The 26,267-nt window shown below is 36.5% G+C and carries 27 protein-coding genes; 15 read left to right on the top strand and 12 right to left on the bottom strand.

Annotation, left to right across the window (positions count from 1 at the left end; all coding sequences use genetic code 11):
- Positions 1-322: 322 nt before the first annotated feature.
- Complete coding sequence (locus QNJ66_RS17140; protein ID WP_300509048.1) at positions 323-1,360, bottom strand: PstS family phosphate ABC transporter substrate-binding protein; 1,038 nt, start codon at positions 1,358-1,360, stop codon at positions 323-325.
- A 330-nt stretch (positions 1,361-1,690) separates the two neighbouring features.
- Here QNJ66_RS17140 and pstS point away from each other — a divergent pair, with 330 nt between their 5' ends.
- From pstS to QNJ66_RS17105, 7 genes are all read left to right on the top strand, one after another.
- Positions 1,691-2,842 carry a phosphate ABC transporter substrate-binding protein PstS gene (pstS, locus tag QNJ66_RS17135; protein WP_300509047.1) on the top strand — a complete coding sequence of 384 codons (1,152 nt, stop codon included), beginning with the start codon at positions 1,691-1,693 and terminating at the stop codon, positions 2,840-2,842.
- 223 nt (positions 2,843-3,065) lie between these two features.
- A complete protein-coding gene (gene pstC, locus QNJ66_RS17130; protein ID WP_300509045.1) occupies positions 3,066-4,028 on the top strand; it encodes a phosphate ABC transporter permease subunit PstC in 963 nt (320 codons plus the stop codon).
- A 59-nt stretch (positions 4,029-4,087) separates the two neighbouring features.
- Positions 4,088-4,984 (top strand): phosphate ABC transporter permease PstA, encoded by an 897-nt coding sequence (gene pstA / locus QNJ66_RS17125; RefSeq protein WP_300509042.1) that lies wholly within the window; start codon positions 4,088-4,090, stop codon positions 4,982-4,984.
- An 84-nt stretch (positions 4,985-5,068) separates the two neighbouring features.
- Positions 5,069-5,884 (top strand): phosphate ABC transporter ATP-binding protein PstB, encoded by an 816-nt coding sequence (pstB, locus tag QNJ66_RS17120; protein WP_300509053.1) that lies wholly within the window; start codon positions 5,069-5,071, stop codon positions 5,882-5,884.
- Between the two features lie 41 nt (positions 5,885-5,925).
- The gene (gene pstB, locus QNJ66_RS17115) at positions 5,926-6,720 is read left to right on the top strand and encodes a phosphate ABC transporter ATP-binding protein PstB (RefSeq protein ID WP_300509040.1); all 795 of its coding nucleotides are present in this window, start codon (positions 5,926-5,928) and stop codon (positions 6,718-6,720) included.
- Positions 6,721-7,051: 331 nt separating this feature from the next.
- Positions 7,052-7,960, top strand: a complete 909-nt coding sequence (locus QNJ66_RS17110; RefSeq protein WP_300509038.1) for a D-alanyl-D-alanine carboxypeptidase — start codon at positions 7,052-7,054, stop codon at positions 7,958-7,960.
- Between the two features lie 446 nt (positions 7,961-8,406).
- Entirely contained in the window at positions 8,407-8,946 is a 540-nt protein-coding gene (locus QNJ66_RS17105; RefSeq protein ID WP_300509037.1) for a transcriptional repressor, read from the top strand.
- Between the two features lie 177 nt (positions 8,947-9,123).
- Here QNJ66_RS17105 and QNJ66_RS17100 read toward each other — a convergent pair whose 3' ends face one another.
- A complete protein-coding gene (locus QNJ66_RS17100; protein ID WP_300509035.1) occupies positions 9,124-9,564 on the bottom strand; it encodes a SufE family protein in 441 nt (146 codons plus the stop codon).
- A gap of 198 nt (positions 9,565-9,762) precedes the next feature.
- Between QNJ66_RS17100 and QNJ66_RS17095 the strand changes: the two genes are divergently transcribed.
- Both QNJ66_RS17095 and QNJ66_RS17090 read left to right on the top strand, forming a co-directional pair.
- Positions 9,763-10,737: a DNA adenine methylase gene (locus QNJ66_RS17095; RefSeq protein WP_300509033.1), complete on the top strand. Its 975-nt coding sequence runs from the start codon at positions 9,763-9,765 to the stop codon at positions 10,735-10,737.
- Positions 10,738-10,741: 4 nt separating this feature from the next.
- Positions 10,742-11,683, top strand: coding sequence for a type II restriction endonuclease (locus QNJ66_RS17090; protein ID WP_300509032.1), 942 nt, complete (start codon positions 10,742-10,744; stop codon positions 11,681-11,683).
- 10 nt (positions 11,684-11,693) lie between these two features.
- Here QNJ66_RS17090 and QNJ66_RS17085 read toward each other — a convergent pair whose 3' ends face one another.
- The 9 genes from QNJ66_RS17085 to QNJ66_RS17045 all read right to left on the bottom strand — a co-directional run bounded on the left by QNJ66_RS17085 (position 11,694) and on the right by QNJ66_RS17045 (position 18,930).
- Complete coding sequence (locus QNJ66_RS17085) at positions 11,694-12,029, bottom strand: DUF4164 family protein (protein ID WP_300509030.1); 336 nt, start codon at positions 12,027-12,029, stop codon at positions 11,694-11,696.
- A 40-nt stretch (positions 12,030-12,069) separates the two neighbouring features.
- Positions 12,070-12,372 carry a DUF4164 family protein gene (locus QNJ66_RS17080; RefSeq protein ID WP_300509028.1) on the bottom strand — a complete coding sequence of 101 codons (303 nt, stop codon included), beginning with the start codon at positions 12,370-12,372 and terminating at the stop codon, positions 12,070-12,072.
- A gap of 237 nt (positions 12,373-12,609) precedes the next feature.
- Complete coding sequence (locus tag QNJ66_RS17075) at positions 12,610-13,794, bottom strand: NAD(P)H-quinone oxidoreductase subunit H (RefSeq protein ID WP_300509026.1); 1,185 nt, start codon at positions 13,792-13,794, stop codon at positions 12,610-12,612.
- A 100-nt stretch (positions 13,795-13,894) separates the two neighbouring features.
- Complete coding sequence (gene kaiC / locus QNJ66_RS17070; RefSeq protein ID WP_300509024.1) at positions 13,895-15,409, bottom strand: circadian clock protein KaiC; 1,515 nt, start codon at positions 15,407-15,409, stop codon at positions 13,895-13,897.
- 79 nt (positions 15,410-15,488) lie between these two features.
- Positions 15,489-15,773, bottom strand: coding sequence for a circadian clock KaiB family protein (locus QNJ66_RS17065; protein WP_300509022.1), 285 nt, complete (start codon positions 15,771-15,773; stop codon positions 15,489-15,491).
- 367 nt (positions 15,774-16,140) lie between these two features.
- Positions 16,141-17,025 (bottom strand): response regulator, encoded by an 885-nt coding sequence (locus QNJ66_RS17060; RefSeq protein WP_300509020.1) that lies wholly within the window; start codon positions 17,023-17,025, stop codon positions 16,141-16,143.
- Positions 17,026-17,537: 512 nt separating this feature from the next.
- Positions 17,538-17,897 (bottom strand): DUF760 domain-containing protein, encoded by a 360-nt coding sequence (locus tag QNJ66_RS17055; RefSeq protein WP_300509018.1) that lies wholly within the window; start codon positions 17,895-17,897, stop codon positions 17,538-17,540.
- Between the two features lie 79 nt (positions 17,898-17,976).
- Complete coding sequence (gene scpB, locus QNJ66_RS17050; protein WP_300509015.1) at positions 17,977-18,453, bottom strand: SMC-Scp complex subunit ScpB; 477 nt, start codon at positions 18,451-18,453, stop codon at positions 17,977-17,979.
- 3 nt (positions 18,454-18,456) lie between these two features.
- The gene (locus QNJ66_RS17045) at positions 18,457-18,930 is read right to left on the bottom strand and encodes a hypothetical protein (RefSeq protein WP_300509013.1); all 474 of its coding nucleotides are present in this window, start codon (positions 18,928-18,930) and stop codon (positions 18,457-18,459) included.
- Between the two features lie 153 nt (positions 18,931-19,083).
- Here QNJ66_RS17045 and QNJ66_RS17040 point away from each other — a divergent pair, with 153 nt between their 5' ends.
- From QNJ66_RS17040 to kaiC (QNJ66_RS17015), 6 genes are all read left to right on the top strand, one after another.
- Entirely contained in the window at positions 19,084-20,187 is a 1,104-nt protein-coding gene (locus QNJ66_RS17040) for an aromatic ring-hydroxylating dioxygenase subunit alpha (protein WP_300509011.1), read from the top strand.
- Positions 20,188-20,335: 148 nt separating this feature from the next.
- The gene (purN, locus tag QNJ66_RS17035; RefSeq protein ID WP_300509009.1) at positions 20,336-20,974 is read left to right on the top strand and encodes a phosphoribosylglycinamide formyltransferase; all 639 of its coding nucleotides are present in this window, start codon (positions 20,336-20,338) and stop codon (positions 20,972-20,974) included.
- A 19-nt stretch (positions 20,975-20,993) separates the two neighbouring features.
- Positions 20,994-21,911, top strand: coding sequence for an alpha/beta hydrolase (locus tag QNJ66_RS17030; protein WP_300509007.1), 918 nt, complete (start codon positions 20,994-20,996; stop codon positions 21,909-21,911).
- A 277-nt stretch (positions 21,912-22,188) separates the two neighbouring features.
- Complete coding sequence (locus QNJ66_RS17025) at positions 22,189-23,094, top strand: circadian clock protein KaiA (RefSeq protein WP_300509052.1); 906 nt, start codon at positions 22,189-22,191, stop codon at positions 23,092-23,094.
- Between the two features lie 100 nt (positions 23,095-23,194).
- A complete protein-coding gene (gene kaiB / locus QNJ66_RS17020; RefSeq protein ID WP_024750203.1) occupies positions 23,195-23,509 on the top strand; it encodes a circadian clock protein KaiB in 315 nt (104 codons plus the stop codon).
- Positions 23,510-23,618: 109 nt separating this feature from the next.
- The gene (gene kaiC / locus QNJ66_RS17015) at positions 23,619-25,178 is read left to right on the top strand and encodes a circadian clock protein KaiC (RefSeq protein ID WP_300509003.1); all 1,560 of its coding nucleotides are present in this window, start codon (positions 23,619-23,621) and stop codon (positions 25,176-25,178) included.
- A 229-nt stretch (positions 25,179-25,407) separates the two neighbouring features.
- On the opposite strand, the gene QNJ66_RS17010 is transcribed toward kaiC (QNJ66_RS17015), so the two are convergent.
- Complete coding sequence (locus tag QNJ66_RS17010; RefSeq protein ID WP_300509050.1) at positions 25,408-26,142, bottom strand: tetratricopeptide repeat protein; 735 nt, start codon at positions 26,140-26,142, stop codon at positions 25,408-25,410.
- Positions 26,143-26,267 lie beyond the last annotated feature (125 nt).

The following is a 26,267-nucleotide window of genomic DNA, read 5'->3' as shown; positions in this document are numbered from 1 at the left end:
AACACCTGAATTGGCAGGGTTTAAGGAAATATCACTACGCCCTTTGAGGCAAACGTGGTGAGCCTGGGAACTTGTGAAAACAAGATAATAACCATCCCGACAGGGATTCGTTATGAATCTCCTGAGCTTCAGCCGGGAGAGCGTCAATAATATCTCTCAAAAGCTTTTGATAGATGGCCGGATTAGGAAAAACTTTTATATTCCTATGATCCCACTTGCATGATTCCACGTCTGAAGAGGATGTGGATTTTCTATTTTTTTACGGATTCACCACTATACATTCCGCACTCTTATAATACCATAAATTTTCGGTTAATCTTTTCTAAAAGTTAGCTGGTTGGCGCATCAAATCACTAATAGTTAAACCAACTTGAGGACTACCTTGAAAAACACTGCCCACATCAAACCTTTGTAAATGAACTTTAGCAATATGATAAGCATCTTCTGGCAAAGGAATATAATCAGCTTCTGCCACTAATTCCGGAGCCTTATCTAAATAGTATTCCACAAAAACTTCTAAAGCCGGATTTTCCTGGGCCCGTTTAGCGTTAACGTAGAGAAACAAAGGACGAGATAAAGGACTATATTCCTCATTTTCTACTGTGTCGGGAGAAGGAAGTATACCACCATTCCCACTATCAACCGCAACAGCTTTGAGTTTATCTTGATGTTCCTTATAATAACCATAGCCAAAATAACCAATGGCGTTGGGATCTTGAGAAACCCCTTGTACTAATACCTTGTCATCCTCGTTGTTTACGTAGTCTTGACGACTAGCTCCGATGTCTCCGACGATCGCTTTAGTAAAATAGTCGTAGGTTCCTGATAGTTTATCAGGTCCATACAAGGTTAAAGGACGGTTTGGATAACTATCATCCACTTGATTCCATTGGGTAACCTGATTTTCTGCTGCTGGTTCCCAGAGGGTTTTTAATTGGTCAATGGTTAAGGTTTCGGTCCAACTATTGTCAGGGTGAACCACAATAGTAATAGCATCAAAAGCAATAGGAAGCTCGATGTAACTAATTTTATTGCCTCTACAAGCTGCCATTTCCTCGTGTGAGATAGGACGAGAAGCTGCACTGATATCTGTTTCCCCTGCACAAAATTTCTTAAACCCTCCCCCAGTACCTGAAAATTCCCCTTCTATTTTAAGCTCTTTAATGGACTGGTTGCCGGCTTCTCTTTTATAGCTTTTGAGAACAAGCTCTGTGATGGGAAAAACCGTGCTTGAGCCATCAATTTTTATAGGTTCAATGGCTGATTCAGGAACCGAACCGCAAGCGGAGAATAAAGAATAAGAGACCAAAGTCATGCTCAAAATTCTGCCCTTGAAATTTTTTTGAATATTCGTTATCATCTTTAGTTTTACCTTTATAAAATAACAGCCATTAGTGTTGATTTTTAAAAATTAACCTAACTCTAATTTTAAAAGTTAACCTCTCCTTAGTCATTCCTTATTCCTAGCTTTCTTGGGAAAAAGGGAGTCCTTACGTCAGAATAAGGCAATAATAATGCTTGATTGCCATTGGCTCAAAACAATTAATTATTTTTTAATTAAGGGATTTTTGAAAATAGAAAAAAGTCTTAAATTTTCAGAATTAACAACTTTCTTAATCTAATGTTTACCAAAAGTTGTTAAATTCTGCTTTAGGATTTGTTTAGTCTACCCAATTAGCAAAAAAGACCTATGTTTACAACCGTGAAATCAAGTAAACGCGCCATAATAACATCTCTGTCAATTCTGAGTTTAGCGGTGGGTTTAGGAGCCTGTGGTGGAGGTTCCTCTGATACCGACAGTACCCCCACTGGTGGTGGTGAAAGCCAAGGCGAAACCACTGCTTTAAAACCTCCCCTAGAAGGTAATGTCTCCCTGACCGGTGCTGGTGCATCTTTCCCTGCTCCATTATACCAAAACTGGTTTGTTCAACTCAATCGAGCCGTTCCTCAACTACAAGTTAACTATCAGTCCGTTGGTAGTGGTGCTGGTGTGGAACAGTTTACTCAAGGAACCGTTGACTTTGGGGCCAGTGATGTAGCCATGACAGACGAAGAAATTGGCCAAATTGAAAGAGGAACAATTTTACTTCCTGTGACTGCTGGTAGTATCGTTATGGCTTATAACTTACCTGGAGTCGACGAACTGAAACTTTCTCGAGACGCTTACGTTGGTATTTTCAAAGGGGATATTACCAAGTGGAATGATCCCGCTATTGCTGAAGCTAACCCTGGTCTAGAACTACCAGATCAACCCATCACCGTAGTTCACCGTTCCGATGGTAGTGGTACCACTGGTGTATTTACCAAGCATCTCAGTTCTATCAGTCCAGAGTGGGAAGCATCCATTGGTCAAGGTAAAAGTGTGGAATGGCCTACCGCCAAAGGTAAATTTATTGGTGGTAAAGGAAACGAAGGGGTAACAGCTAATATTCAACAGAACGAAGGTTCTATCGGCTACATTGAGTATGGTTACGCCAAACAAAATAGTATTCCTGTAGCAACTTTACAAAATTCTTCTGGTAACTTCATCGCCCCCACTGATGACAGTGCTTCAGCTACTTTAGACGCTGTAACTTTACCGGAGAATTTACGGGCTTTTATTACCGACCCCGAAGGTGATGATTCTTATCCCATCGTTACCTATACTTGGATTTTAGCCTACGAAACCTACGACGACCCCCAAAAAGCGATCGCTGTAGAAAGCATGATTCAATACGCTTTAACCGAAGGACAAGAACAAAGCAAGGCGTTGGGTTATGTTCCTTTGCCTCCTAGTGTTAGAGAAAGAGTGGCTGCTGCTGCTGATGTCATTAGCCCTGATTATGAAATTACACTCAACTAATTAATGAGATAATCAATAAGGAAAAATTTTCTCATAAATATAGCAGGAGGCAGAAGGTAAAAACCTTGCTAATATTAGGTTTGAGTTTGAAAAAATGTCTTAACTGCCTTGGCGATTGCTGATTGCTATACTTCTGATTTTTCCGGATACTTACAATGCTTTCGTTCTTTACTCCCTTTTTTTTACTGTTGTTTTCGTCAGCAATATAACTTGCTCATTTATCGTGACTCCATCACCTTCTAGACGACAAACCGGCGTAGGCTTTCGCTCCACAATTGAGAAAACCGTTGATAACTGGTTTATTTGGCTAACTTTAGGCTTTGCCATTGGCATCGGGTTAATTCTGCTTTCTATTGCCTGTATTATCACATGGCGCGCTTGGCCAGCCATTCAAGAATACGGTTTAGGTTTTCTCTTTAGTAGTTCTTGGAACCCAGTTAAAGGCCGAGAATCTTTTGGCGCATTACCGGTTATTTACGGAACCTTAGTTAGTTCTTTACTGGCTCTAATTATTGCGGTTCCTTTAGGTATTGGCACGGCTATATTTTTGAGTGAAAACTTTATACCGTTAAGGTTTCGTACTCCCTTAGTTTTCTTGGTAGAACTATTGGCAGCTATTCCTAGTGTTGTTTATGGACTGTGGGGGATTTTTGTTTTAATTCCTTTGGTTCAACCCTTTTCTCAGTTTCTTCATAACACTTTTGGTTGGATACCTTTGTTTAGTACGGCTCCGGCTGGTGGACCAGGAATGTTTCCTGCTAGTATTGTATTGTCAATAATGATTTTACCGATTATTACGGCTATTTCTCGGGACTCTTTAGCTTCTTTACCCCCTGAGTTACGACAAGCTTCTTTAGGTTTAGGAGCAACTCGTTGGGAAACTATTTTCCGTGTTTTAGTTCCAGCGGCCTTTTCGGGTATTGTTGGGGGAATTATGTTAGCTTTGGGTCGCGCAATGGGAGAAACCATGGCCGTCACCATGATTATCGGTAATGTCAATCGAATTAGTGTTTCTATCTTAGAACCAGCTAACACAATCTCATCTTTAATCGCTAACCAGTTCGCAGAAGCTTCAGGAATGCAGGTAGCTGCTCTAATGTATGCAGGGTTAGTGTTAATGGTGTTAACCTTAGTGGTGAATGTGGCTGCGGATTATATCGTTAGTCAGGTTCGGGCTAAATATTAGTAATAAGAGTTCGGAGTTCGGAGTTCGGAGTTCGGTAATCAACTATTAGTTATGTAATTATGGAAAGTCAAGGATTAAGTCTCAAAAAAAAGCCGACTTCTCCCCGTTCCTTATTTGATAGTTTTTGGACGGGTGTGGCTTCTTTATGTATGATTATCACCCTAATTCCTTTATTTGCGGTGTTAGCTTTCGTTACAATCCAAGGAGCGGCTCAAATTAATTTAGACCTATTTACTCAGTTACCTCCTCCTCCGGGTCTTTCTGAAGGTGGTATTGCTAATGCTATTATTGGAACCTTAATCACTGTATCTATCGGTACTTTAATTGCGGTTCCTTTTGGAGTATTAGCTGCGGTTTATCTTTCAGAATTTAGTGGTGATAACCAAGTGGCTAAGTGGGTTAGATTTGCTACTAACGTTTTGAGTGGGGTTCCTTCTATTATTGCTGGAGTATTTGCTTACGGTTTATTGGTAGCTACCGGTATTGTAGGCTTTTCTGCCATCGCTGGTGGGGTTGCTTTATCGGTGTTGATGTTACCCACTATTGTTAGAACGACGGATGAAGCTTTACAGATTGTTCCCCAAAATGTACGTTGGGCGGCCTTTGGTATTGGGGCTTATAATTACCAAACGGTGTTAAAAGTAGTCTTACCTGCGGCAATTCCTTCTATTTTAACAGGAGTTACTCTCGCCATCGCCCGTGCTGCTGGAGAAACCGCTCCGCTTATTTTTACTGCACTTTACTCTAATTTCTGGGCAAGTAAACCCACCTTAAACGAACCTCTGAAACCCCTTCTAGAACCTATTGCAACTCTGTCGGTATTGGTTTATAACTATGCTATTGTACCTTTTAAACCTCAACAAGAATTAGCTTGGGCAGGGTCTTTAATTTTGGTTTTATTGGTGTTAGTTACCAGCGTTACGGCACGGATAGCTACTCGTCAAAAAACCTATTAATCAGTTATCAGTTATCAGTTATTCGGCTTAAATGTTAACTAGGGAAATGATAAATTTCATAGAGCCTTTCAGGACAAGATTATGATGGAAAATATGGAACAAGATACAGTGCCAGCAGAAAATTTAGAAACGGTTTTTTCTCTAGACCATGTTGATATTTTTTACGGAAGTTATCGAGCAGTTCGTGATGTAACTTTTACTATTCCTAAAAATAAAGTAACAGCGTTTATTGGTCCATCTGGGTGTGGAAAAAGTACCATTTTACGTTGCTTAAATCGACTTAATGATCTGATCGAGATTTTTAGTTTAAAGGGAAAAGTTAACTATCATGGGCAAGATTTATACGCTCCTGATATCGATCCTATCGAAGTTAGAAAACGCATTGGAATGGTGTTTCAAAAACCCAATCCTTTCCCTAAAACTATCTACGATAATATTGCTTATGGTGCTAGGGTTAATAACTATACAGGAGATTTAGACGAGTTAGTAGAAACCTCGTTAAGAAGGGCAGTTTTATGGGATGAAGTTAAGGATAAATTAGGAGAAAGTGGCTTTTCTTTATCCGGGGGACAACAACAAAGATTGTGCATTGCTCGAACCATTGCTGCTCAACCTGAAGTAGTTTTAATGGACGAACCTTGTTCAGCATTAGACCCAATTTCAACCCTAAAAATTGAAGAGTTAATGCACGAATTAAAGCAAAATTATACTATTGTTATTGTTACTCACAATATGCAGCAAGCGACACGGGTAGCTGATTACACAGCCTTTTTCAACGCAGAAGCGACTGATAAGGGTAGTAAGGTTGGTTTTCTGGTTGAATATGATCGAACAGAAACAATTTTTGGTAATCCTAAACATCAGGACACTAAAGATTATGTTAGTGGACGTTTTGGTTAATTTGAAGGCATTTATTTACATTAATTATTGAGGTTAGAAGAATGATGACTGATATAGCAACAGACACCGTATTAAAAATAGAAAACTTAAATGTTTTCTATGGTTCCAATTTAGCAGTTAGAGAGGTTAGTTTAGATATTCCTCTCAATAAAGTTGTGGCGTTTATCGGTCCTTCTGGATGTGGAAAAAGTACGGTTTTACGCTGCTTAAATCGCATGAATGATCTCATTCCTAGTGCTAGAATTGACGGAAAAATAACCTTTCATGGGAACGATATTTATGCTAAACAAGTTGACCCCGTAGACTTACGTTGTCGTATTGGTATGGTGTTCCAACAACCTAACCCTTTCCCTAAATCTATCTACGAAAATATTGCTTTTGGTGCCAGAATAAATGGTTATAAAGGAGACATGGGGGAATTAGTAGAAACCTCTCTCAAAAAAGCATCTGTCTGGGATGAAACCAAAGATAAATTACATCAAAGTGGGTTAGCTTTATCTGGGGGACAACAACAAAGACTATGTATTGCTCGTACTATTGCAGTTAAACCAGATGTTATCTTAATGGACGAACCTTGTGCAGCTTTAGATCCCATTTCTACCTTAAAAATTGAGGAATTAATCCACGAATTAAAGAAGGATTATACTATTGTAATTGTTACCCATAATATGCAGCAAGCATCACGGGTATCAGATTTAACTGCATTTTATAATGCAGAAGCTACAGATAAAGGTGGTAAGGTAGGTTATTTAGTAGAATATGACAAAACTGAGGTAATATTCCAAAATCCTGCTCAAGAATCAACTAGAGACTATGTTAGTGGAAGATTTGGCTAAACAATTAACAGTAAACAGTTATCAGGTTAATAACTAACAATTAACAGTTAGCATTTAATAACTAATAATTAATAATTTTCATTCCGAGGAACGATGAATCTCAGTAACTTCCTAATCATAATTAGGAAATAACCCATAAAACCGTCACCCCGTCACCCCGTCACCCCGTCACCCCGTCACCTCATAATTTTTTGCCTTGTCTACCTTGACTTATTTGGAAACATAAGCTAAGGTTTCGTCAGTAAACTTTCTTACTCTTATTGGCACTTTCCTAAATTCCTGGCTATATTTTTGAGTAAACAAGTGAGGTAGTGAAGGAAACATTACAATTATGCGTTTAAATCGTTCTTGGCTCCCAACTTTAGCAATTTTTGCCACCACATCTTTAACTGGAATTAATCCTAGTTTAGCTAACAACTTACAACCCCTTTTTGATAATCCTGAACCAATTTCTATACCGGAGCAATCAATTCCTGTCCCAGACGGACCCATTGAAATTTATGTTCCCCCTCCAGAAAATAATACTTCTGGAACTTGTGCTGCTTTGATTAAACCTGCTATTGATAGTGTTATTAGTCGTCATCAAAAACATTGGGGAATTTTAGTAGAAAAATTAGAGGATGGAACACTTTTATACACCCACAATGCGGATAGACATTTTATCCCTGCCTCTAATACTAAACTATTTACTACGGCCGCTGCTCTACAATTAAAAAATGCTCAATCGAAAATTCGCTCAAAATCTCTACAATCCTGGGTTAATGTTACCAATATCAGAAGTAATAACTATTATGCTGATATCCTACTCCGTCATATTGGAGGACAACAAGCAGCTAAAAGTGCTTTAGGAAAATTAGGGGTTGACCCCAGTGATTTTCGTCAAGTGGATGGTTCAGGGTTATCCCGTCGTAATGTAGCAACTCCTCGCTCCCTAGTTACAACCCTACGGGCTATGTACTATACTCCTCAAAGAGATGTATTTTACGCTTCTCTACCCGTTGCAGGTGTCACAGGTACCCTTCGCAACCGCATGAAGGGAACGCCAGCACAAGGAAGTGTTTATGCTAAAACAGGTACATTGCGAGGTGTAAGAGCGTTGTCTGGTTATATGAAGCATCCCCATTTCGGAATGGTTGTCTTTAGTATCTTAGCCAACAATCCCAATGTTTCTGGTTCCTCTTTAATCCGTTCCATTGATAAAATTGTTCTGCAACTGAGTACCACCCGCCCTTGTGAGTAACAAATCTTAAGAAAATCTATTGCTAATCTATGTCAATAATCGAGAATTGTTGCAAATTGCTGTTAAAAAAGACTATCATAATTAATTAATGGTATCGTGAACATTCAAAACAAATATAGTCAAACATTGTCATCTATGGTAATGTTTTACCTAGGTAGATTGGGTTTTTAAGAGTCGATGACATCTGAATTGTTAGGGTGAAAGTCCTTCTGGGGTGCGAAGTCGGTAAACAATCCGACTCTATAGGTACTAGAAAGCAGATCACATCAGATCAAGATAATCAAAAAGAAAAAAACCAAATCTACTCCCGAAAAAAGCAGTCCCAAATGTCTTTGACTATGGGATAGAGGGTTTTGTAGTTAACCCAGTTAGGGTAACACCTGCAAAATAAGGATATGTCATATTTGACTATATTTTTATCAACTATTACTATAGAGCAATTTTCTATGTCCTCCTATACAACCAATTCCCTAAAAGCCGAGTTGAATGCCAGAGGTTGGCGTTTGACTCCGCAAAGGGAAAAAATACTGCACGTTTTCCAAAACCTGCCTCGGGGCAATCATTTAAGTGCTGAAGAATTGTTTGAATTGCTGGAACAAAGAGGAGAAAGTATTAGTTTATCGACGATTTATCGAAGTGTAAAGTTGATGTCTCGTATGGGAATTTTACGAGAGTTAGAATTAGCAGAAGGACATAAACACTATGAATTGAATCATCCTCATCCTAACCATCATCATCACATGGTTTGTATTCAATGTAATCGAACTATTGAGTTTAAAAATGATTCGATTCTTAAACATAGTTTGAAACAGTGCGAAAAAGAGGGATTTCAATTAATTGATTGTCAATTAACAGTGATGACTATTTGTCCTGAAGCGATTCGTATGGGTTGGCCTTCTTCTCTTCCTAGTACTTGGATGTGTACTCGCACTATTTCTGATGAACATTCCCATGATTCTGATAAAAGTGATGATGAATCAGAATAATTTTCTGGAGCGTAATATTGCTGATTTAAGTTTACAAAAAAGCAAATATATGCGTTCCAAAAAATAGGGAAAAACAGTTAAAAGAAAAATAATGTAGCAACATTTTTAAGAAAAGTCATGAGTAAAAGTTAAACTACTTACAGTAATTATTTTTACTCTTTTTTCCTTAAGAAATAATTAAGCGGATGTTCCCAGTTTAAAGGCTAATGCTTTCTTTTTCATCATCTGAAATATATTATAAAAGCCATTGGCACGGGATGGGGTTAAGCTAACATTAAGTCCTGTTTCTTCGATAAAGTCGGGGGTAACTTCTATGATTTCATTAGGAGTTAACCCGTTTAATCCTTCAATCAATAAAGCGACTAATCCTTTGACTAATTGAGCATCGGAGTCTCCTTTATACCAGATTTTACCATCTTCTAAGTCTGCTGTGATGTAAACTTGAGAAACACATCCTTGGACTTTATTTTCTTCTATTTTGCCTTCTTCTGGCATTGCTTCTAATTTCTTAGCATACCAGAGTAGTTGTTCATAGCGTTTTTTGGGGTCAGAACGCTTTTTGAATTTTTTTACAATATTGGCTAAGTTAGGGGGTAAAGTCGTTTCTGATGATGACATAAAGCAGGACTAAAAACTGAGAATAGATAATTTTTGACTTAAGGTTGATTGTAGCAAGTTTCTCTTGTTTATATCAAGGGATTAGCAGATGAATCACTGGTTATCGGTCAAATATTAATGATTACTTTTTTATTTGTACTAAGGGAGTCTTATATTTTCTAGTATAATTAAAGGACTATTTTTGTTATTATTTTTTTGATGATTAATCAAGTCAAACCTCAGCAAATTAAGCAGTTATCTATTTTAGAAGATGATAATTATAAATATGGTTTAAAACCTTCTCCGGTGCTAAAATGGGCAGGGGGAAAAACTCAGTTATTGCCAGAAATAAAAAAACAGTATCCTCAGAAACTTAAACAAGGTAAAATTAGAACTTACATAGAACCTTTTTTTGGTGGTGGAGCGGTATTTTTTGATATTTATTCTAACTTTGAAATTGACAAAGCCTATCTTTTTGACAAAAATTCAGAATTAATTATTCTTTATAAGGTAATTCAAAATGATGTTGATAATCTGATTAAAAAATTATCAATTTTAGAGGAAAAATATCTTAGTTTGGATAGTGATAACAGAAAAGATTTTTATTATCAAGTGAGAGATGATTATAATACTTTTGATAAAAAAACTGATGCTAATAATTATAGACAAGAATGGATAAACCGCGCAGCTTATACAATATTTTTGAATAAAACTTGTTTTAATGGGTTATATAGAGTCAATAAGAAAGGACATTTTAATGTGCCAATGGGTAGTTATAAAAAGCCTAAAATACTGAATAAAGATAATTTAATTGCTGTTCATGAAGCGTTTAAAATTGCTGAAATTAAACACACAGATTTTGCAGAAGTTCTGAATTATGCTGATGAAGATACCTTTATTTATTATGATCCTCCCTATCGTCCCATTAGTGAAACTGCAAATTTTAATTCTTATAGTTCCTTAGAATTTAATGATGATGAACAAAAAAGATTAAGAGATTTCTTTGTAAAAACATCAAAACAAGGTGCATTACAAATATTGAGTAATTCAGATCCCACTAATTATATTGATGATCCTTTTTTTGATGAATTATATAAGGATTTTAATATTAGTCGTATTTTAGCTTCAAGGATGATTAATTCTAAGGGTAATAAACGTGGTAAAATCAGAGAAATTTTAGTGAACAATTATTAAAAATATGAAATATAGTTCTATTTTTGCGAATAAAATTAAGTGTCAAAATGCTGATCAAGTATTTGATTATCTTGTTAACAATCTCAAAGAGTCTATTTTAAAATGGGATTATTTTATTAACTGGGAAAAAGTCAATTGTAACTTTCGAGATATAGAAATTAGTCTGAATTTATTAAACTACTTAATTGGAAAAGATAATATAGAAAAAGAGGCAAAATTATTATTTAAAGAACATCCAAAATTAGTATATATTGTTCCTGCTTTAGTCGCTTTTCGAGATAAATCTTTTAAACTTTTAACAGAATATAAATATGGAGAATTTCAATATCAAGACTTTATTTTTGAGAAAACTCATATAATTACGGATGAAATGATTGATAAAGCCATATTTTTCTTAAAAGAAATAGGTTTTTTGAATCAAATAGAATCTCAAACAATAAAATCAATACCTGATTATTTTTTGGGTGTAGAAGTTGGTTTAGATACAAATGCGAGAAAAAATAGAAGTAGAAAAGCAATGGAAGAAATCATAGAACACTTTATAAACTCAATTTGTAATACTCATAATTTTGAATATATTTCTCAAACAACAGCTTCTAAAATTAAGAAACAATTTAATAAAATTATTACTGTTAATAAATCATCTAAAAAGATTGATTTTGCTATTAACACACCAAATAAGTTATTCTTGATAGAAACTAATTTTTATGGAGGAAGTGGATCAAAATTAAAATCAACAGCAGGAGAATATAGTAATATTTTTCTTCAATGGAAAAAAGATGGTCATCAATTTATTTGGATAACAGATGGAATAGGTTGGTTAACCGCTAAAAAACCCTTACGTGATGCGTTTGAAAATATTGATTATATTCTGAATATTAATATGGTTCAAGTAGGAATTTTAGAAGCATTAATTATAGACAAAACTATAAACAATAATATTTAGAATTAGAAAGCTAAGAATTGCCAATAAATCCTAACATTTTAGCCAAACTTCCTAATACAGTAACAATCAAACCGATAATAACACCACGATTAATAAATTCTTGATAATCTAATCTTTTTCCTAAACCATCCACTTTTTCTTCTAATTTTGCTTGTCCAACTTTTAAGTCTGTTACATCTTTTTGTAAGGTATCTAATTTATGATCAACATCTTTTTGAATACCGTCTAGTTTAGATTCCAGTTTTTCAAATCTTCTATGAGAACTTTCTTCCATTTTATCGAGTTTTTCATCAATTTTTTTCAGAATATCTTCGAGGTCATAAGTGACTTTAACTGGTTCATTCATGAATTAAACTCCCATATATTAATACTATTAATTATATCATCTAGGGATTACCAATAAATCCTAACATTTTAGCTAAACTTCCTAAGACAGTAACAATCAAACCGATAATAATCCCACGATTAATAAATTCTTGATAATCTAATTTTTTTCCTAAACCATCTACTTTTTCTTCTAATTTTGCTTGTCCAACTTTTAAGTCTGTTACATCTTTTTGGATACCGTCTAGTTTAGACTCCATTTTTTCAAATCTTCTATGAGAACTTTCTTCCATTTTATCGAGTTTTTCATCAATTTTTTTCAGAATATATTCGAGGTCATAAGTAACTTTAACCGGTTCATTCATGAATTAAACTCCTATAGATTAATACTATTAATTATATAATCTAGGAATTACCAATAAATCCTAGTATTTTGGCTAAACTTCCTAAGAAAGTAACAATTAAACCGACCTCGGAATGACAGCGACAGATTCAAACAATATCCTAAATAATTTTTGTAATACTATATTTTAATTATAAATCAAGACAAAAAAGAGAGGTTACTAACCCCTCAAAAATTAAGAATTATAGATAATAAAAACCTAACGGTCTACAGAACCCATAATGACATCAATGCTACCCAAAATTGCCATAATATCAGCAACTTTTACCCCTTTAAGTAAGTGAGGTAAAATTTGTAAATTATTGAAGTCAGGGGCGCGAATTTTCCAACGCCAAGGGAAGACATCATTACTACCAACAATAAAGATTCCTAATTCCCCTTTACCGCTTTCCATGCGTACATAATGTTCACCTTCAGGAATTTTAAAAGTTGGGGCTACTTTTTTAGCGATATATTGATAGTCAAAACTATTCCATTCCGACTTTTTCCCCTCCATCATGCGTTTTGCTTCCAGGTTTTCATAAGGACCCCCGGGAATACCTTTTAACGCTTGACGAATAATTTTAACCGACTCGCGCATTTCCCGAATACGGATTAAATAACGGGCGAAACAATCCCCTGCGGTTTCCCATTGTACTTCCCAGTCGAAGTCATCGTAACATTCGTAATGGTCAACCTTGCGTAAGTCCCATTTAACCCCAGAACCCCGTAACATTGGGCCAGACAGTCCCCAGTTAATCGCTTCTTCACGAGTAATAGTTCCTATCCCTTCCACACGACGGCGGAAAATAGGGTTATTGGTGATTAACTTCTCGTATTCATCCACTTTAGGGTCAAAATGGTCGCAGAAGTCCTCGCATTTATCGATCCAACCGTAGGGTAAATCTACCGCTACCCCACCAATACGGAAATAATTATTATTAATTAAGCGCATTCCTGACGCTGCTTCCCAAAGATCGTAAATCATTTCCCGTTCACGGAAAATGTAGAAAAAGGGAGTTTGTGCGCCAACGTCAGCCAAAAACGGACCTAACCATAGTAAATGGTTAGCAATACGGTTAAGTTCCAACATAATCACCCGAATATATTGGGCCCGTTTAGGAACTTTAATATCCGCTAATTGTTCGGGGGCGTTAACAGTAATCGCTTCGTTGAACATTCCAGCTGCATAGTCCCAACGACTAACATAAGGAACATACATAACGTTGGTGCGATTTTCCGCAATTTTCTCCATCCCTCGATGAAGATACCCGATAACAGGTTCACAGTCTACCACGTCTTCTCCGTCTAAAGTGACGATTAGACGTAATACCCCGTGCATTGAGGGATGATGCGGTCCCATGTTCAACACCATGGGTTCGGTTCTAGTTTCTATTTTCGACATAGGGTAATGAATTAACCGTCATCTTTACTACTTAGGATAACGCCTTTTGAGCAAGTTAACAGCTAATTGACGCACTAACACAGTCTTCTAGAAGAAACTCTTACTCATCAAATAAATTACTTAATCTTTCTACTTCAGTTTGTGCGGTGTACATAGGAGAACCGGATAAAATACCAGTTACATTACGGAAAGGTTTGCCGATGTGCATCCCTTTATTATCAATAGAAAATTCTCGAATATCTTTATCGTGCATGGAACCGCGCATTTTTAAAACAGTAATACCCCGACGCATTTCCCCGTACATTTCGACATAACGTAGGAGAATAATGGAGTCTGTGATGGTAGAAATATGAGCCTCGGTAATAGAAGAACCTCCCAATAAAGTTGGGGTGGTAGAAGTAAATAAACCACCAATTTCTTGCTGTTTAATAAAAGAAGTTAAACCGATAATAAACTCGCGAAATCCTTTCAAAGTAGAAACCCGTTCTAAGGCCGATAAACTATCTACAGCTACCCGGTTCGGTTTAAAACTTTCGATAGTTTCCTTCATATTAATCAAATGATTTTCTAACCCTGTGGTTTCCGGATAACGACAGACTACTTTTAACTTACCTTCCTTTTCCATTTGTTGAAAATCCACACCCCAACCGATAGCATTACGAAATAGTTGTTCCCTGCTTTCTTCAAAGGCAAAAATTAAACATCTTTCGTTATTAACCACCCCACCGGCCATAAATTCCGTCACCATTAACGTTTTTCCGGTTCCAGTAGCCCCTGAGACTAAAATGATAGAATCTCGGAAAAATCCGCCTCCACACATTGTATCCAACTCCTCACTTCCGGAGGTAATACGAATGTTAGAGGATTTTTGTTCTAATTCAATAGCAGATAAGGGAATAATCACCACACCACGACCCGGAACAATGGTAAAGGGATATTCCCCTTTTTGGTGATTTGTCCCCCTATATTTCAAAATTTCGATGGTACGACGGCGTTTTTCATCCGCTAAGACATTGCGCAAAATGACCACATTATCGGCCACAAATTCTTCTACCCCAAAACGACTAATATCCCCATATTCTTCCGTTCTTTCCGCCGTCATAATCGCAGTTACGCCTAATTCCCGTAAAGCAGAGGCCATACGAAAAAGATCGCTTCTAACTTGTGCGCTATCACTTAAATGGCTAAAAATTGCGCCTAAAGAGTCCATAGAAACCCGTTGGGCGTTATATTTACGAATAGCGAACTCAATACGGGCAATCAACGCGCCGAGATCGTAGTCTCCCGTCACCATCATCCTTTCTCCAGGTTGGGGAGAAGCATCTACAAAGGCCCATTTTCTCTCCAGTTCCCACTCTGCAATATTCCAGCCAAAACCTCGCATATTACGTCGTAAAGCCTTGGGTGGTTCTTCAAAGGTGACAAAAACACCGTTTTCCCCTCGTTCAATCCCTTCTGCTAAAAACTGACAAGCAAAAACGGTTTTAGAACTTCCGGCAGTTCCGGCAACTAAGGTGGCCCGTCCTTTAGGGAGTCCCCCCTCAGACAAAAAATCAAACCCTGGAATGGCGGTTTCTAATTTCTCAATATAGTCTAGTTCGTTTTCTGGTGTCATCCGTTTTTTTAGGGAATAGAGGGTGAATTGTTCATTGTTTATTTTGCCTGTTTCTTTGCTTATTGCCAAGAAATATTAGTTAGTTTTTATTTTCTGAAACTAAATCTAACCCTAAAAGGACTTTTTGGGTGTTGGACATATCTCCAATAATACGTTGTAAGGGTGGCGGTAACTGTTTAATTAGGGTTGGAGTCACTAAAATTTTTTCCTGTTCCGCGGTTTGGGGTTGTTCAAGAACATCGATAATTTCTATGATATATTGATCCCGTAATTCTTCATGACAGATACGAAATAGGTTGGCGATCGCCCGTTGAGAGTTGACGGTGTTACCTGTAATATAGAGTCTGAGTCGATATTTATTCATGGAAAAATTGGGTATGAAACCCCGTCCTTAAGGACGGCTTGACATTAATTCTGGTATAGTAAGAATGTACCTAAAAGCGAAAACCAAGCAGTAGGTATTGCACCTTGAAAACTGGCTATAATAGGTTCTGTACAGAAAAGCTTGTACAGGTAAAATATCCAAGCAACAAGTACAAGAAGCTTTCGCTAAACCGTACCGATGGGCTGTCGGGATCGGATCTCTGAAATGGGATAAAAGTCTGTGGACTCTGTGTAAGACGGTACATGGTTTTTTAAACTATGGTATGCAACGGTGGACGAACCAGAAACCTAAATTGTGAGGTTTCGGAATCACCACCCTTTCAGGGTGCGTGAGGCGGTCAAGAAGTTTATGGGTAATCTTTTCTGGACGCAAGATTAATATTACTCAACCCTATATAATATTTTCGATAAAAAGAAGCTAAATACCCCATTAATTCTAATATCATTAGTCTTCCTTCGACAACATAAGCTTGGGCTTTAGCTATAGAAGCGTCTTTACTTTTCTCTTTTAAAACTTTGGTATGAATTTCAATAGTATCTCTAGGACTTGCTTTGAGAAAACCCAATTTTTCCCCTAAATTTCGTAGTTTTTCGGAGATGTTATAGTCAACTTTATAGATTCTTTGCTCTAGTGCTAATTCTAATAATTTACCGTAGGTTTCTACTAATTCATCAAACACATCCGGTAAACTTTCTTGCAGGGGATATGCCCCAAATAATCGGGCAGTAACACTTGTTTCTCCAGTAGATTTGATCAGAGAATCAAGATTGGCGAACTCTTGTGCTTGACTTATTTCTTGCTGTTGTTGATTTATTTTAGACCTATATTTTTGTCGTTCAATACCTAAACGAATTTCATAGACTAGGAGATTGCTATCTAGGTTTTTGATTTGTAAATAACCATCAGCACCTAACTGAAAAGATTTCACAACAGCCCCCTCATTTTGCCCATCCATTTCTACAATAATCGGAGTATTCGGGACTGCTTCTCTAAGTTTAATTAAAGTATTTAAACCCTGACTGTCTGGCAAATCCAGATCCAGTAAAATTACATCAAACTGCTGATCTTGTAGCAACCCGAAACTTTCCTTTAAAGTATCAGTAGAAGTAATAAGAAAAGTCAAGCCTTTTGCCAGGGAACTATATTGACTTTTAGACAATAAATCCTGCAATAATTTAACATTTTCTATTTTGTCTTCTATTAATAAGACACGACAAGTATCATTGGGCATTGTTTAGGATAAGTTATACTGTCCTATTACTCGAGCTTTTGTTTGCTTAGGCGACCTATGGGTAAACTAATCTACCCTGGTATATTCCCATTCTAATCATAGTCGATTTCAGCTTAATTCATCAACTACTTACCAAAACTGGAATCATTGAGACTCATCAGAGTCATGACTTGTTTACATGGAAATATTTTTCTTAACATTTTTTTCAGTTATTCTCAAATTGATAACTTTGTTGATATCAATCATATAGTTTCCAAAACTGTCTTAAAAATTAGTTAAATAGGGTAAATTTCTGTGATAATACGTTATTGTTACAGGAGAACTTACTAAAATTCGCGAGTATATTATGACTGTTGACCAACTACTGTTACTGATTGCTTTATTAAGTCCAGGAATTTTATTATCTGCTTTAGTAATGGGAAGCTTTGCTAAAGGTGGCTAAACCCACAAGGGAAGAATCAGAGGGACAATAGGAATGCTCTTGTCCCTCTGATTAGAGGCAGCCCTTACTCTCAATCTTCTTCTGCTTGGTCATGGGATTGATTGGGGGAGATAGAATCAACATTGGATAAGTTCGCTTCGAGATTCTTCCGTTGTTCCATTTGACTGAGAAAATATCCCGTCATCATAGCTGAAGCGAGAAGGTTAGCTAAGTTTTCGCGATCGGTGGTTACTTGAACATTGAAATCTTCTGAGGGTAGCATTCCCACCAACCCTTGTACGTTCTGGGTGATGATTTGTTGAATCTCAGGACTAGCGGATTGAGCAATGCGAGAGAGTGTGTCAGGATGTTGTTGTTGTAGGTATTGAATAAGAGTGTTTGCGTTTTGTTCTTCTGGTTCAGAAGCGAAAAAATCAAAGTTGAATACCATTAGAACTCCAAAATTGGGGTTGACTTATGTTCCACTATTATATACCCCAAAATTTGATACTCCATCGGTACTATAGGGGTTAATCTTTAGATTCGGGAAACTGATCAATCTCAAAATACTGATGAAATTTGGTGGTAACTTCCAGGAGATAAGAACGTCCGCTTTCTTGACGACGTTTACGCACGAAACCCATCTCAACTAATTCTTGAACGTGCTGATAAGCTGTACTTCCCCTCAGTTCTATTAATTCGGTCTGAACAATGGGATTTTTAAGAGCAATGGCGGCCAAGGTTCTTAAAGCCCCTTTTCCGAGTTCTGCAGGGATTATATCATCGGTTAGATCATCGAAAACTGAGCGTAATTGTAAACTGTAACCGGTTTCAGTTTCTACTACCTCTAAAGCACTGTCACGATAAGCATAATCAGAAATTAACTCCATCATCGCTTCTTGTGCTGTATCGACTTCACAATCAGCCCATTGAGCAATATCCATTAGGCTTAGGGGTTGACCTTTAAGATAAAGAATGGCCTCTATTTTCGTCGCTAGTTTCATCATAACTTATTCTATGTCTAAATCAGGGAAAACATCAACTTCGGTGGGGTTTAAATTGAGTTCTATGGAGTGACCATATTCAATAAAATCAAGGGGTTGGGTTAAAATTTCTAGGGTTGAATCGTCTTGAAAATGGTTAGGTTTGGTTTCAGGATGAGGATAATAAATCAGTCCAGTATATTTGCCTTTGTTGTAGATAACTTGACAAAAAGAAAATGAAAAAGTTTCTGGTGGTGAGTGAGGATTCCATTTTACAAGTCCAAAAGTGTATTGGGGATTGTATAGTTTAAACTTATAGGGACTAATCTTAATGTTTAAAGTTCCTGCAAAAAAAGAAGAAATGTCCAATCCTAGTTGTTTAAAGAAAGGGGTTTGCATTTCAATACTTCCTTGAGGATAAGGACTATCTTTTGCTATCCCTGAAGCCACTTGATGACCTTTACTAATAGTGCCATTAACGGTTATCCATTTTTTTGTCATAGCTGTTAGTTATTGCTCAAAACATAGCACTGACCATGAAGGTCATGTTAATTTGTGCAATCTTATCTTTAAGTGTTATATTACCATAGATGATATTTTTTGATTATATTTGTTTATATTTATTATCCTAATTTTTTGAATAATAGTTTAATCATGGATGTTAGAAGCTGCGGAATAAATTTAAACCATTGGTATGTGGTAGCACAAAGTCAAGAAATTACGACAAAACCCAAAGAAGTTAAGCTCTGGTATAACTCGATTGTACTTTATCGAGATAGTATGGGAAAAATTCATGCTTTAGATAATCGTTGTCCTCATCGTCAGGTTAAACTAAGTGAGGGTAAAGTCTTGGAAAATTCTTTAGAATGTGCTTATCATGGTTGGCAATTTAATGGTGAAGGAAATTGTACTTTTATTCCTTATCTAAATCCTGAGTTTAGTTGCAGTAATTCAAACAATAAAGCTTTACCAAAGATTAAAATTGAGAGTTATCCTGTCCAAGAATTTGATGGTTTTGTGTGGATATTTTTAGGAGATAAAAAACTATTAAATTCAGATAAAAATCAAACTATGAGTATTCCTGAATGGGATCATCTTAATTATATTGCTACAGTTTCAGTGATCGATTGTCAAGCTCATTTTTCTTTTCTCATTGAAAATTTAATGGATATGTATCATGGTCATCTTCATGATGATTATCAAGCTTGGACCGATGCAAATTTAAAAGAATTGTTGACTACAGAAGAAGAGGTTAAGGGAATATACGAAGCCAAAAGTTATTATAAAATTGATAAAATTTGGTCGATTTCTCAACTATTTTTTCCTAGCTTTCGCTCTTTACATCCTGAATCTTTAATGGTAAATTATTGTTATCCTCATTGGCAATCTACTTTAGGGAAAGATTTTACAATTTATTGTTTATTGTGTCCTATTAGTTTAACCCACACTAAAGCTTATTTGATCCATTTTACCTCTTTAAACGCCTTTTGGCGTTTACATAAATTACCGCGATGGTTTCGACAGTTTATTAAAGATAAATTGTATGGAACAGCACAAACTATGTTAGATGGATTAGTTGCACAAGATATAATTATGATAGAACAAGAACAACAAGCTTATGAACAAAAAATACGAAAACCAACCTATGAAATTAACCCTACTATTCCTGCTGTTCAAAAAATGATTAAAAAACAAGTAAAAGATGAGTGTAACCCGGATATACTGAGACGGGGAGATAGAGAAAATTTTATCATATAAACTATTATCAATAAAAAAGAATTGTTAACTTTGCTATAGTTTCAGAAAGAAGCATTACAAAATGTACATCAAGAGCAAAATAAAATAAATGAAGATGGTATGATAAAAAGAGATGACCGTTATTTCAGATAATATCTAATAGCTAACGATGGAAAATGTTATACCTAGTTTTATTTCTCCTCAATTATCCAGCGAAGAATTGATATTGGAAACCCCTTTAAAATTAGGTGTATTAGCATCAGGAAGTGGGACTAATTTTGAAGCGATCGCTAATGCGATCAATCAACAACAATTAAACGCAACAATTCCCCTAGTAATTTACAATAATCCTCAAGCCAAAGTCAAAAATAAAGCAGATGCTTTAAACATTGAATCAAAACTACTCAATCATCGAGAATTTAAGCGTAGAGAAGAGTTAGATCAAGCTATTGTAGACCAATTTAAAGCTTGTCAGGTTGATTGGGTAATTATGGCAGGTTGGATGAGAATTGTTACCCCAGTATTATTGGAAGCATTTCCCAATCATGTTATTAATATTCATCCCAGTTTGTTACCTAGTTTCAAAGGAATTAAAGCCATAGAACAGGCGTTAGAAGCAAAAGTTAAAATCACAGGTTGTACCGTACATCTCGCAAGTTTAGAAGTGGATAGCGGAGACATTTTACTACAAGCAGCAGTCCCCGTTTTACCCAATGACACCCTGGAAACTTTACATAAGAGAATTCAAATAGAAGAACATAAAATTTTCCCCCTTGCTATTGCCTTAGCTGCTAAACTATACCCTTAAGATAAACAGATTAATAACTATGAATTATAGTCCAGATTTTATCCTTTTTGCTCAACATGGATGGGCTGATACGAACGAAGAAATAAGTAAATTAGCCACTAAATTAGCTAATGAGAAAACCCTGATTATCAGTCCAAATTTAGGTTGGCTAAAAACTTGGTTAAGCATGGAACCATTAATTGAGAAGGTTACTGAACAAGCTGAAGAAATTAGCCAAAAATATCCTCAAACCCCGTGGCGAATTATCGGTCACTCAATGGGCGGCTTAATTTGGCTGGAAATTCTCCATCAAAATCCCCAATGGTGGGTAAAAATTCATTCTTTGGTCTTAATTGCCTCTCCCGTTGGTGGGGCAGATTTAGCCAGAATTATTGACCCATTATCCATTGGAGTTGGTGTTGCTGCCGACTTAGGAAAAAACCGCCGTTTGCAAGCAGATAGAATCACAAAAATTGTGCCAACATTAGTGATTGCCGGTAACAGTGATAATGGTAGTGATGGAACCATTCCTATTTCATCAACCAAGCTAACCTATAGTCATTTTGTCTGTTTACCAAATATTTCCCATAGTCAATTAAAAAATCATCCTACCTTAGTAGATGTTATTGAAAAATTTTGGAAATCTTCTCCAACCCCGGCTTTATATGAAAAAGATTTTCCCACAGTGTTAATCGAAAGACTGCAATTAATTCCAGGGATGACCGATGCTCATTCTAGAGACTTTGAAAAAGCCAAAGCTTACCTTAATTTTGAAAGAGGAATTTCTATTAAATTGTGGAAAAATCCTTTAAATATTCTTCATGTTTTCGTAGCAAGTGAACAGCAAAAATGTTTATATGCTGGTTTTGTGGGATGGATACATTCAGAAGGATTATATCAAGGTTTAGAAGCGATTCATCAAGACTATTATGAGTTAGTAATTCATGGACTCGATTAATTATCTCAGAAAGTTAAAGAAAAATGCTTTAATAACAAACTAGAACGATTTATGCTAATTTTTTATCCTGATGTCGCTCTTATTACCCTAATCTTACAAAAGTTAGGGATGAATGGCGATCAAAATATAAATCGCGGACTCAAAGAGGGACGAAGTCTAGCGTTCATTAAGAATAAAAATTCAGGTATCCCATAAAGAATCCCTACCCGTCTACATGGTAGGGTTATTTAAAGAGGAGTTTTTCTCTAACTATTTGTGTTTATCTATCGACAGACCATTGCAGACGCGATTATCCATTTGTCTTTGTAGCAGTGATAAACCTCTCACTCAGTTATTGACCAATCATCTGAGTGGCGATCGCTATCGTCTACATATCATCGATCAAGTAGAAGAGTTAGTACCTTTCCTCAAGAAGGAAAGCGAAACCATAGATTGTTTGATTGTCAGAGAGGAAACTTCAATTCTGCCATTATTCAACCAACTCTATGAACAGGGAACCCTATTACCGGTTATTATTGTTGAGGAAGCCGAAGATCCATCGGTAGCTTTGGCTAATGTGGAATCACCCACTTTTCTGTATCATAGTGCCGAGGTACGTAATGGGGTGAGGCAGTTGACTGATATCCAGACAACTATTGATCGTGCCATCACCAAATTTTTGCACTTAGGACCTAGTTGTTCTCTTGCTGATCGAGTGTTGTCTTCTCAAGGAGACATTAATGCAGAAAACCATCAGAGTTCTTTAATATTGCAGCAGCGTCGTCTAGCTGAAAAACTCAAAGAAAGATTAGGTTATTTAGGGGTTTATTATAAGCGAAATCCTAAGTATTTTTATCGCAATCTTTCTCCAGAAGATAAACAAGAGTTACTGCAAGAATTAATGACTAATTATCGAGAGATAATTTTAAATTATTTTGATGAAAATTCAGAAATTAATCAAGGAATTGATCAATTTGTCAATCAAGCTTTCTTTGCGGATATTTCTGTCTCTCGTGTCTTAGAAATGCACATGGAACTGATGGATGAATTCTCACAACAACTGAAATTAGAAGGACGAAGTGAGGAAATTTTGCTGGACTATCGCCTAACCATTATAGATATTTTAGCTCATTTGGGAGAAATGTATCGTCGTTGCATTCCTAGAGGAGATATACTTTTTGATTTATTAAATCAAATCGATTAAAGTGGTTAAGGATTAGAAAATACTCCTAAAATGAATGTTATTGTCTCGTAAACCCCGGATATTTGTCTAATGATTTTTCTTGATCTATCAATGTGTGGCCATGATTGACTTTAAAAAAACCTATGTTCTCAAACTCTACGTCGCTGGTAATACCCCTAACTCTGTTAGGGCTTTAAAAACCCTAAAAAATATCCTCGAAGACGAATTTAAAGGGGTTTACGCTTTGAAAGTTATTGATGTTTTGAAAAATCCACAATTAGCAGAAGAAGATAAAATTTTGGCAACCCCAACCCTCGCGAAAATTTTACCTCCTCCTGTGCGCAAAATTATTGGGGATCTTTCTGATAGGGAAAAAGTTTTAATAGGTTTGGATCTTCTCTATGAAGAAATTAAAGAACGGGAGAATGATCCTTAATTTTCTCGTCCTTAACAACAAGTTTGGAATTAAATTTGCTTCACAGTTTTCTTTTCAATTTTTTATAAACCTTAATAATTTAAAATTATAAAATCATTATAAATAAGTCATGAATCAACCGCTAGAAAGTGAAAATCAACCACAACAATTAACCCCTAAAGGTGTTCGTAAAATTCGGACAATGATCGAAGGATTAGATGAGATTACCCACGGTGGTTTACCTCTAGGAAGAACCACTTTGGCCAGTGGTACATCGGGAACAGGAAAGACACTTTTTGCGGTACAATTTCTTTGTCATGGTATTAAATATTTTGATTATCCTGGCCTATTTGTTACTTTTGAAGAATCTCCCCAAGATATTATTGAAAACGCCTATAGTTTTGGTTGGGATTTACAAGAATTGATCGATGAAGGTCAATTATTTATATTAGATGCTTCCCCTGACCCAGAAGGTCAAGAAGTGGTGGGAAGTTTTGATTTATCGGCTTTAATTGAACGCATACAATATGCTATTAATAAATATAATGCTAAGTTAGTTTCTATCGATTCAGTTACGGCAGTTTTTCAACAATACGATGCTGCTTCTGTGGTAAGACGGGAAATCTTTCGCCTCGTTGCCCGTTTAAAACTGTTAGGAGTAACCTCTATTTTAACAACAGAAAGGGTGGAAGAATATGGACAAATTGCCCGTTTTGGTGTAGAAGAATTTGTTTCTGATAATGTTATTATTGTCCGCAATGTTTTAGAAGGGGAACGCCGTCGCCGTACCATTGAAATTCTCAAGTTACGGGGGACAACCCACATGAAGGGAGAATATCCTTTTACTATTACTAATGATGGTATTAATATCTTTCCATTGGGGGCGATGAGATTGACACAAAGATCATCCAATGCGCGTATTTCTTCGGGTGTAGAAACCCTGGACCAAATGTGTGGTGGAGGGTTCTTTAAAGACTCTATTATCCTCGCCACAGGGGCAACTGGAACGGGTAAAACTTTACTGGTTAGTAAATTTTTAGAAGAGGGATGTCGTCAAGGAGAAAGGGCGATTTTATTCGCCTACGAGGAGTCTCGGGCCCAGTTATCTCGGAATGCTTTTTCTTGGGGTATTGACTTTGAGGAAATGGAACAGAAAGGACTGTTAAAACTGTTATGTACCTATCCTGAATCTGCCGGTTTAGAAGACCATTTACAAATTATTAAATCAGAAATTTCTGAATTTAAACCTGGTAGAATTGCTATTGATTCTTTATCAGCGTTAGCTAGGGGTGTTACTAATAATGCTTTTCGTCAATTTGTGATTGGGGTTACGGGGTATGCTAAACAAGAAGAAATTACAGGTTTCTTTACCAATACCACCGATCAATTTATGGGGGCGCATTCTATCACCGAATCCCATATTTCTACTATTACGGACACTATTTTAATGTTGCAATATGTAGAAATTCGTGGGGAAATGTCACGGGCAATTAATGTCTTTAAAATGAGGGGTTCTTGGCATGATAAAGGTATCCGAGAATATATGATTAATCAAGATGGGCCGATTATTCAAGACTCTTTCCGTAACTATGAAAGGATTATTAGTGGTTCTCCCAGTCGTATTGCTGTGGATGAGAAAAGCGAATTATCTCGTATTATGCGAGGGGTGAAAGATAAAACAGAGGAGTAATTTAATCTGAGTTCGGGGTTCGGAGTTCGGAGTGTGGAGAGTGTGGGATGTGTGGGAGGTGTGGGGAGTGTGGGAGGTGTGGGGAGTGTGGGAGGTGTGGGGAGTGTGGGAGGTGTGGGGAGTGTAGGGAGAATTAAGCAATATATAATGTTTTCTTTTCCCACTCTTTCCCATCCCTGTCTCAAGAGATAATTTTATTAACCAACCAGTATTGTTTGACCACCTATCCTTAAAAAAGCGATCGCAACCACTGTAAAAACCGTTGTAAAATCCGTTTAATTCGTCGCCAAATTGATAAAATCTGAGGAGAAGATAAGGTCTTAATTTGATTATCACAGTTTTGAATATTAGAATCTAAACCCATTCTTTGAAACAACTCACGGGCATAATGATAAGATTGAATCGCTTCTTGGTTACGGTTGAGTTTTCCGTAAGTATTGCCAAGATTATAGTAAGCATTTGCTACTGAATAAATTGCGCCAATATCTTCAGCAATGGTTAAAGATTGTTGATAGTAGTCAATGGCGGTTTTATACTCTCCTAATGAATTATAAGCATTGCCTAAATTGCCTAAAGAATTGCCTTCTCCTTGTCTATCCCCTATCTCTCTAGAAATTGTTAAAGATTGTTGAAGGTAGTCAATGGCGGTTTTATACTCTCCTAATGAATTATAAGCATTGCCTAGATTTCCTAAAGAATTGCCTTCTCCTTTTCTATCCCCTATCTCTCTAGAAATGGTTAAAGATTGTTGATAGTAGTCAATGGCGGTTTTATACTCTCCTAATGATTGATAAGCATTGCCTAAACTCCCTAAAGAATTGCCTTCTCCTCGTCTATCCCCTATCTCTCTAGAAATGGTTAAAGATTGTTGATGGTAGTCAATGGCTGTTTGATATTCTCCTAAGAAATAATAAGCATTGCCTAAACTCCCTAAAGAATTGCCTTCTCCTCGTCTATCCCCTATCTCTCTAGAATGGGAATTATTCAGGTTGGACTTATCCAGGTCATAGTGGATGGGAGGCTTTAACTGAGGGTAAACATGGGCAAGTTCGTTTGAGAGATTTAGGCATAACTATTAGAATGAGAGGG

Origin of the sequence: Crocosphaera sp. (assembly GCF_030064895.1) — a bacterium.
GTDB lineage: Bacteria > Cyanobacteriota > Cyanobacteriia > Cyanobacteriales > Microcystaceae > Crocosphaera.
The sequence above is the reverse complement of the archived record's forward strand: the minus strand, read 5'-3'. Positions and strand labels throughout refer to the sequence as shown.

Bases quoted from the DNA above. Each gene is read 5' to 3' on its own strand.
- QNJ66_RS17140 (WP_300509048.1), bottom strand. From the start codon at position 1,360: ATGATAACGAATATTCAAAAAAATTTCAAGGGCAGAATTTTGAGCATG.
- pstS (WP_300509047.1), top strand. From the start codon at position 1,691: ATGTTTACAACCGTGAAATCAAGTAAACGCGCCATAATAACATCTCTG.
- pstA (WP_300509042.1), top strand. From the start codon at position 4,088: ATGGAAAGTCAAGGATTAAGTCTCAAAAAAAAGCCGACTTCTCCCCGT.
- pstB (WP_300509053.1), top strand. From the start codon at position 5,069: ATGGAAAATATGGAACAAGATACAGTGCCAGCAGAAAATTTAGAAACG.
- pstB (WP_300509040.1), top strand. From the start codon at position 5,926: ATGATGACTGATATAGCAACAGACACCGTATTAAAAATAGAAAACTTA.
- QNJ66_RS17110 (WP_300509038.1), top strand. From the start codon at position 7,052: ATGCGTTTAAATCGTTCTTGGCTCCCAACTTTAGCAATTTTTGCCACC.
- QNJ66_RS17105 (WP_300509037.1), top strand. From the start codon at position 8,407: ATGTCCTCCTATACAACCAATTCCCTAAAAGCCGAGTTGAATGCCAGA.
- QNJ66_RS17100 (WP_300509035.1), bottom strand. From the start codon at position 9,564: ATGTCATCATCAGAAACGACTTTACCCCCTAACTTAGCCAATATTGTA.
- QNJ66_RS17095 (WP_300509033.1), top strand. From the start codon at position 9,763: ATGATTAATCAAGTCAAACCTCAGCAAATTAAGCAGTTATCTATTTTA.
- QNJ66_RS17090 (WP_300509032.1), top strand. From the start codon at position 10,742: ATGAAATATAGTTCTATTTTTGCGAATAAAATTAAGTGTCAAAATGCT.
- QNJ66_RS17085 (WP_300509030.1), bottom strand. From the start codon at position 12,029: ATGAATGAACCAGTTAAAGTCACTTATGACCTCGAAGATATTCTGAAA.
- QNJ66_RS17080 (WP_300509028.1), bottom strand. From the start codon at position 12,372: ATGAATGAACCGGTTAAAGTTACTTATGACCTCGAATATATTCTGAAA.
- QNJ66_RS17075 (WP_300509026.1), bottom strand. From the start codon at position 13,794: ATGTCGAAAATAGAAACTAGAACCGAACCCATGGTGTTGAACATGGGA.
- kaiC (WP_300509024.1), bottom strand. From the start codon at position 15,409: ATGACACCAGAAAACGAACTAGACTATATTGAGAAATTAGAAACCGCC.
- QNJ66_RS17065 (WP_300509022.1), bottom strand. From the start codon at position 15,773: ATGAATAAATATCGACTCAGACTCTATATTACAGGTAACACCGTCAAC.
- QNJ66_RS17060 (WP_300509020.1), bottom strand. From the start codon at position 17,025: ATGCCCAATGATACTTGTCGTGTCTTATTAATAGAAGACAAAATAGAA.
- QNJ66_RS17055 (WP_300509018.1), bottom strand. From the start codon at position 17,897: ATGGTATTCAACTTTGATTTTTTCGCTTCTGAACCAGAAGAACAAAAC.
- scpB (WP_300509015.1), bottom strand. From the start codon at position 18,453: ATGATGAAACTAGCGACGAAAATAGAGGCCATTCTTTATCTTAAAGGT.
- QNJ66_RS17045 (WP_300509013.1), bottom strand. From the start codon at position 18,930: ATGACAAAAAAATGGATAACCGTTAATGGCACTATTAGTAAAGGTCAT.
- QNJ66_RS17040 (WP_300509011.1), top strand. From the start codon at position 19,084: ATGGATGTTAGAAGCTGCGGAATAAATTTAAACCATTGGTATGTGGTA.
- purN (WP_300509009.1), top strand. From the start codon at position 20,336: ATGGAAAATGTTATACCTAGTTTTATTTCTCCTCAATTATCCAGCGAA.
- QNJ66_RS17030 (WP_300509007.1), top strand. From the start codon at position 20,994: ATGAATTATAGTCCAGATTTTATCCTTTTTGCTCAACATGGATGGGCT.
- kaiB (WP_024750203.1), top strand. From the start codon at position 23,195: ATGATTGACTTTAAAAAAACCTATGTTCTCAAACTCTACGTCGCTGGT.
- kaiC (WP_300509003.1), top strand. From the start codon at position 23,619: ATGAATCAACCGCTAGAAAGTGAAAATCAACCACAACAATTAACCCCT.